This is a genomic window from uncultured Microscilla sp. (genome assembly GCF_947493425.1).
Lineage (GTDB): Bacteria > Bacteroidota > Bacteroidia > Cytophagales > Microscillaceae > Microscilla.
In genome coordinates this window covers 1-7303 of sequence record NZ_CANLRP010000270.1, presented here as the reverse complement: position 1 = coordinate 7303, position 7303 = coordinate 1, and the positions used below count along the sequence as shown (strand labels likewise).

At 38.7% G+C, this 7303-nt stretch carries 7 protein-coding genes; 3 read left to right on the top strand and 4 right to left on the bottom strand.

Annotated features, from left to right (window positions below; all coding sequences use genetic code 11):
* Positions 1–152 precede the first annotated feature (152 nt).
* Both Q0954_RS32035 and Q0954_RS32030 read left to right on the top strand, forming a co-directional pair.
* Positions 153–728 carry a TetR/AcrR family transcriptional regulator gene (locus tag Q0954_RS32035; RefSeq protein WP_299465457.1) on the top strand — a complete coding sequence of 192 codons (576 nt, stop codon included), beginning with the start codon at positions 153–155 and terminating at the stop codon, positions 726–728.
* 320 nt (positions 729–1048) lie between these two features.
* Complete coding sequence (locus Q0954_RS32030; protein WP_299465454.1) at positions 1049–2089, top strand: aldehyde reductase; 1041 nt, start codon at positions 1049–1051, stop codon at positions 2087–2089.
* 100 nt (positions 2090–2189) lie between these two features.
* Here the strand turns inward: Q0954_RS32030 and Q0954_RS32025 are convergent, their stop codons facing one another.
* Positions 2190–2600: a hypothetical protein gene (locus Q0954_RS32025; protein ID WP_299465451.1), complete on the bottom strand. Its 411-nt coding sequence runs from the start codon at positions 2598–2600 to the stop codon at positions 2190–2192.
* A 135-nt stretch (positions 2601–2735) separates the two neighbouring features.
* On the bottom strand, positions 2736–2906 hold the full coding sequence (locus Q0954_RS32020) for a hypothetical protein (RefSeq protein WP_002692682.1): 171 nt from the start codon (positions 2904–2906) through the stop codon (positions 2736–2738).
* Between the two features lie 1055 nt (positions 2907–3961).
* Here Q0954_RS32020 and Q0954_RS32015 point away from each other — a divergent pair.
* Positions 3962–4558, top strand: coding sequence for a Crp/Fnr family transcriptional regulator (locus tag Q0954_RS32015; protein ID WP_299465443.1), 597 nt, complete (start codon positions 3962–3964; stop codon positions 4556–4558).
* Here Q0954_RS32015 and Q0954_RS32010 read toward each other — a convergent pair whose 3' ends face one another.
* Both Q0954_RS32010 and Q0954_RS32005 read right to left on the bottom strand, forming a co-directional pair.
* Positions 4559–6148: a leucine-rich repeat domain-containing protein gene (locus tag Q0954_RS32010; RefSeq protein WP_299465440.1), complete on the bottom strand. Its 1590-nt coding sequence runs from the start codon at positions 6146–6148 to the stop codon at positions 4559–4561.
* A 102-nt stretch (positions 6149–6250) separates the two neighbouring features.
* On the bottom strand, positions 6251–7303 hold a 1053-nt coding region (locus tag Q0954_RS32005), incomplete at its 5' end, for a tetratricopeptide repeat protein (RefSeq protein ID WP_299465437.1).

Sequence of the window (7303 nt, the reverse complement as noted above, 5' to 3'; positions counted from 1 at the left end):
GATATTCATCGGTATCTAAGGACTTGCGACTTGTCGCTTGAAGCACCGATATGCATCGGCATCTAAGGACTTGCCCCCCTGTCGGGGCTATGGACTACGGACTAAATGCTATGGACTATTGATAAAATAATGTACTTAAACAAACATAAAGAGTGAAACCCAAAGACGAGGCAAAAGACAAGGCAATCAAACAAGCTACCCTTGACCTGGTGTTTGAAAAGGGAATGGCTGGTGTAAAAATGAGTGAAGTAGCCAAAAAAGCATCCATTGGTACGGGATCTTTGTATACTTATTATAAAGACAAAGAGGCGTTGATTGAGACACTTTATCAAGACATAGAAAAACAGGGCACTGAGATATTATTTAAAAGCATTTCATCTGATTTGCCGTACCCTATCAAAGTCAAAAAAGTGTGCTTTAACTATATGAGCTACCTCATTAAACACCAAAAAGAGGTAGTATTTAAGGAACAATACCAACGCTCTCCGTTTTGCTACCATACCGAAGAGGATTTAAGCCTGGATAAAAAAGCAGCACGCCTGATTGCTTTGATTAATGAAGGTAAAAATCAACATTACCTCAAACAAATGCCTGACCTGGAAATGATGCTGGCGCTTGATGGTATTATCAAAAGTATTATTCATCACTACCAAATAGCAGAGCAACCTGTTACTCAAAGTATTAAAGAAAGGATTTTCTCTATTTGCTGGGACTGTCTCAAAGCTTAGGAACGATGCAAAAATAAAGTTCTATAGTTTAAGGAAATATTTTTTGGTCAGGCGAGGCCAAAAAACGCGGCATAGCCATAGCTATGGCAAGTTTTTTTAACGAAGCATGTCTAAAAAAGATGAGGTTAAGAATGTAAATTTATTTTGACACCGTTCCTTAGCTGTTGATTAACAACCATTTATATTAATTTTCGCGAGATGCTTATAACGATAGCCAGAAGGGTCGTTGATTACATATAATTGCAACAAAAGACATTCATATAATTTTTTTTACTTAAAAACCGAATAAATATTCAATTAAATTCAAATCTCACACTATAATGGATAAGTCTAACACAAAAGTTTTGGTTACTGGAATTACCGGATTTATAGGGTCGCATATTGCCATCCAATTGCTCAATGAAGGCTACCAAGTAAGAGGTAGCTTAAGAAACACCCAACGAATTGCATCTATCAAAGAGGTGATTGCACAATATACTTCTCATATTGATAACCTCAGTTTTGTCGAGGCAGAGCTTACTCAAGCACAGTCGTGGGATGCTGCTACTCAAGGCGTAGACTATGTGCAGCATGTAGCTTCTCCCCTATCGGCAAGCTTGCCCAAGCACGAAGATGAGCTGATTGTACCTGCCAAAGAAGGCGCAGAAAATGTACTACAGGCTGCCATAAAAAACGGGGTAAAAAGGGTAGTGATGACTTCTTCGGTAGCAGCCATAGGTTATGGCAATATGAAGGGCAACACCACCAAAGCCTACACCGAAGCACACTGGACTGATATACAAGACCGCAAAGACACTACTCCTTATATAAGAAGCAAAACTATCGCGGAAAAAGCTGCCTGGCAGGTAATGGAAGCAAATGATACGACCATGGAACTAGTCACTATTCAGCCAGTGGCAGTAATGGGTCCAGTGCTTGAAAAAGACTATGGAACTTCGGCTGAGTTGGTAAAAAAACTATTGGATGGTGATTTTCCGGGGGCTCCCAAATTTGGTTTTTCGGTGGTGGATGTGCGCGATGTGGCAGACCTGCAGATAAAAGCCATGGAACAGCCAGAGGCTGCCGGGCAAAGGTTTATCTGTAATGCAGGTTTTCATTGGGTATCAGAAATTGCCGAGATTATGAGAGAAAAATACCCCCAATACAAAAAACGTATGCCTAAGTTTAGTTTGCCCAATTTTGCCGTAAGGCTCTTTGGTATGTTTGATCCTGCCACTCGTTCTGTAATGAATGAACTAGGTAAAAAACGTGTGTTTGACAACTCGAAGGCCATAAATATGCTCGATTGGCAACCCCGCAATACTCAAGAAGCACTGCTTGCTACTGCAGATAGTTTGATTGAACAAGGCTTGATTAAATAAGAAAAAACAGGAGGGTACTCTACCTCTATAGGTAAAGTAATCGCACAAAAAAAAGCCTCTTCTTAAAGAGGCTTTCATTCATAAGTTATAACTGTTGCTTTCAAACTGCGACGAGTTCTTCTTTACAAGAATGAACATCTGCCAAGGGTACATTGCTTTGCACCAAACGAAATGTTTTACCTACAATTTTGTCGTTGATATTGGTTTGAAGTAATTTCCACTCAAACTGTAGTTGATCAGGCATGCTATAGTAGTCTACCTCTAGCGATCCACCAAAAGTTCTGCGCAGGAATTGCTTGGGTGAACCAACCAATGCCAATAATATTTTACTGCTGGTTTTTGCTTTTACCACAAACTGTAATTCTTTGTGAAAAGGCAGGTCCTGGGTGTGCGTGGATTCGTCCAGGTGTAGGTTGCCCAACTCCCAGGCTGGTACATCGCTAAGAATGATCTGTTCTTGGCCTGAACTATGTTCCAAATTCAATGTAAGTAATACTGGTGATGTTTTCATGATGTTCTTTATTTGCAGTGTTCATTGTGTTAAAAAAATACTTGGTTAAAAGTAAAGATGCTGGGCAAGCAAAAGTTGTTTTGGTGTAGAAGGACTATTTTTGCTTGTCTTTGGTGTGTTGGTGTGAATGAGTGCTTATGAGATGTTACTGATCACAAAAAGAACGCCCATCATCCAGCTTACAAGAAACAAAGCCAAACGAATTTGATTTGCCTGTTGCTCGATTTTTTTGGTATGCTCATTTTGTGTTGATACTTGTTTTTTTTGTGTTACTGTTATTGTTTGTTCGTGTTGTGTTGTTTGCATGATGTCTAAATGTTTTAAAAAATTAGGGCAACCCGCCCGCCTTATGGTAAAATAATTATTTATATCTAGTGTTAAACTTAATCCTCAATTTACTATAAAATCTTTGGTTTTTCTGCTCACTGTATGGATTGTTTTCCTAAACCTTTAACCCGAAAATATTATTATAAAAAATCATTATCTCCCAAATAAATAATCAAAAAACCTTCTCTTGATAAAATTTTATATTACAAATGTAACAATCAATTATTTGGCTACCTAAAAAAACCTCTGTGAAAAACACTATAAAAATTACTTGGGTAAGTATAAAAGCTTAATTATTGACTAACTCACCGAATATTATATAAATCAATATTAAAGCCAACATTATAAAAACTTTAAAATTTCCTTTTTTGTTTCAATAATGTTTGGTAAAAACACTTAAAATAAGTATTCCCTATATTAGAGTACGAGAGCTATAGGGTATTTCGTGTCACTACATCTATATATTTTTTCTCTTAACTATTTTAACTAATGAAATTTCTCGTATATTTGCATCGCATAGCTGGTTGAAGGATCTTGGGGGATAGTTGATAACCTTTATCTACTTCCCTCAAGTTTTTTTTGCTTTAGCACACTAATTAGCCATATTTTCCCCACTTTCAGAATTACCTGTTCATTCCATCTCATTTTTTTCTTTTTATGTTTTGCTTAATTGTCAATTTACGCCTTTTTTAAAAAACATAGTGTACATTTTTATACATTTTGTCTTTGAATATTGTTTTTACTCTTAGCTTTTTTCTCTAAAAACTACTTAATTTAAGTCTATAAAAGAGTTTTTTCTTACAAGTACATCCGTTTTCTTTGTAACCTTTAAAAGAATACCACGTAGCACAAAACGGCTTTTTCTCTATTGTTACCTTTATCCATCACCATTTGTTCCCACTTTATAAGATTTCAATCCTTGCTCAATAAGTCTTTTTCTATGTATTATACCATTCTTTTTATAAAGCAGGTATTCTCTATGCTATTTGACAATGTATTTGAAAAAACTTATTTTTTGTCCCAAACAGTTTAGCATGCGCACTCTACACACTCAAGCACTTGCTCACTTGCGAGCCACGATTCATCAAAAGGTAATACTACCTGATGAGGTATGGAAAGATTTTGCCCAAGGCTGGACATTGGTAACGCCAGCTAAAAACGAATACTTAACTAAAGTAGGGGAAACAGAACGTTATTTGTATTTTGTAGAAGATGGAGTGCAACGTGGTTTTCACTTGGTAGATGGAGAAGAGGTTTGTGTAGCTTTTTCTTTTGACCATAGTTACTCAGGGATCGTGGACTCTTTTCTTACCCAAACTCCGGCTAAGTATTACCTTCAGGCCATCAGCGACAGCGTACTGCTACGCCTAAGCTATCACGACTTACAAGGATTGTATGAACGCCACAAAAGTGTAGAGCGTTGGGGTAGACTTATTTGTGAAGACATCTTGATTGGCAAGGCAAACCGCGAAGTAGCTATTTTATCTTATACCGCCGAAGAGCGTTATCGTCGCCTTATGATACAAAGTCCCCGCTGTATTCAACTAATCCCACAAAAATACCTTGCTTCGTACCTACGCATGACTCCCGAAACCTTTAGTCGATTAAGAAAAAAGGTGAAAGATCTTTAATTACCAGACAATAGTACAATGGGGTAAAGCTTGCTTAACAATTGCCTTGGCTTCTGTTGATATAGGATTGCCCAATAATACCAGTTCCTGAAGGTGAGGTAGGTTTTGCAGGTCAAAAGCAAATGAAGTTAATTGGTTGCCAGACAAGTTAAGTTTACGCAAACTCTTGAGGTTGCCCATGGTAGTTGGCAGATAAGATAAATCATTGTCGCTCAGGTCAAGGTCTTGCAGATTCTCCATTTTACCTATAGTAGAAGGCAAATAGCTTAATTGATTAGAACTAAGGTTGAGTACCATTAAATCTGTCCATTGCCCTATAGTAAGAGGCAAATAAGATAGGGCATTATAGCTAAGGTTCAACGACAAACATTGTAAACCACCTATACTTAACGGCAATGTGGTGAGTCGATTGCTGCTGAGGTCGAGTTGGCGACAATAAAGGTTGCCGATTTCAGTGGGTAAGTCAGTGATTAGATTATGTTCCAGTCTTATTTCTGCCACATGGCTTAGCTGCCCAATACTTGGCGGCAAACGAGTTATCTCGTTATTTTCCAGTTTTAGCTCTATCAGTTTGGCAAGCATACCTATTTGTTCAGGCAAGGCAGTCAACCGATTGTCCGCAATATTGAGTCGTTGTAGATTTTGAAGTTGTCCTATAGTTGTGGGCAGGGTTGTTAGTAGGTTATTCCACAAATTAAGATTTTGTAATTGCTTGAGGTGCCCTATAGTAGCAGGTAACTGGGCAAGTTGGTTGTACATCAGGTTGAGCTGCTGCAGATTTTCCAAGCCTTTGAGTTCGGCAGGCAATTGACTCAATTTGTTGCTACTTAAATCAAGTTGCTCTAATTGTTGCAATTGCCCTATGCTGGTGGGCAAGTATGTTAACTGATTACGGCTAATTTCAAGTATTTGTAATTTATTAAGTTTACCTATGGCATCAGGCAAAGCTTTCAACTCATTATTGCCCAATTCCAATTTTTCCAATTGTTTTAAATTACCCGCTGTTTTGGGCAAAACAGCCAAGCGGTTGTGTTCCAGGTTGAGCTGTTGCAAATTGATTAGTTTGCCAATGCCTTCGGGAAAAACTTCTAAGTGATTATCTACCAAATCCAGCAACTGCAAACTTTTCAAATTGCCCAACTCTGGGGGCAAATCGCGTAAACGGTTGCTCCATAAGTTTAGCTCCTGTAGATGCTTGAGCTGCCCTATAGCAGGCGACAATGAAGTAATTTTATTGTGTACCAGGCTAAGTGCCTGAAGGTATTTTAATTGATTGAGTTCGGGGGGTATAGTGGTAAGCTTGTTATAACCCAGGTTCAATTGCCGCAAATTAGACAATTGGAGCACCTCTGGCGGCAGTACAGTTAGGTCATCTTTCCAGAGGCTTAAATAACGTAAGTTTTGCACAAAGTTGAGTTCTACCTGGTGCCTTACACACAAAAACACGTGCTTTTGTAACTCTTCGGCCACTTCTTCACTGTAGGCTCCTTCAAGCCCTGCACACAGGTGAAAAGCAAGTTCAATATTGCCTTCGTCATCATGCTGTAGTAGCTGTAATATCTTGCGATCATTGTCTTCGTGTTCAGCCATTGATTAGTTTTTTTGGTTTCATTCACTTCTGCTGAGTACACTTTAAATTTGACATCTTTGGGGTAAATCAAAGTTCCTGAAACATTCTGGCAGGCAACCATATTAACTCTTCAAAATGGCAATCTGAGAAGCAAAGTGAGCAGCTTTTTCTGGGTGGCGCTCTTTTAATTGCTCAAATACTTTAATTGCTTCCTCCAGTTTACCTTGGTTAAACAGCATCAGGGCAGTACTTTCATTGACAAAATCAACATCATTGCCAGACATTGCTTCATCCTCTGATGTATGGGTTGTCTCTGCTACCATCTGCTCTTCTTTAACAAAAGGTTCATTTTGCAAAATACTGATTTGTGCAACAAAGTAATCTTTACGATTGGGCTGTCTTTTCATCAACTCCTGATAAATAGCAATGGCTTCTTCGTTTCTACCTTGATTAAAAAGAAAAATAGCGGCGCTTTCACTCACGTCATCATCAACAGCTTCAGCTTTAGCCTCTCCTACAGGAGAGTGGTTTGGCTGTTCTTCATTTTGACTAACAATTTCGTTAGAGGCAACTTTTGAAGTTTCGATAGTGGTCTCTTGATCAGTAATATCTATTTGATCAAAAAAAGAAGGTACATCAGCTTCAGTACTTTTTTCTTCTGTTACTTCTTCTTTTTGGGTTTTGACCGTTTCGTTAGTTTTGGGCACATCTTTCACAGGCCCTTCAAAAGGCTTGGTGTCAGCCAATGAACCAGTAGCATCTATATCATCAGGCAAAGGGGTTTCGGCACTAAAATCATCACTGACATCTTCAGAAATAATTTCTAACTGTCCCCGATAATAATCGGCCTTTTCTGGATGTTTTTCAATGAGTTGCTGATACATTTCCACTGCTTGTTTGGTATGTCCCTCATTGAACAAGTCCATAGCCAAACCTTCGTTCAGATGTTCATCTTCTTCTATAGGTATTACTGGCGGCTCTTCTGCCTCCTCTATATCCAACGGCATTGTTTCATCTTCTACACTTGGTTCTTGTGTTTGAGCTATTGCCAATGCTTCGCTCTCCCAACCACGTACCGCTTCAAAAGCATCAAAACCGTCTTCCACCTGCTCATCGTGCACTACCTTGCCCTCGATCTGTTCGCTCTCCCAACCACGTACCGCTTCAAAGGCGTC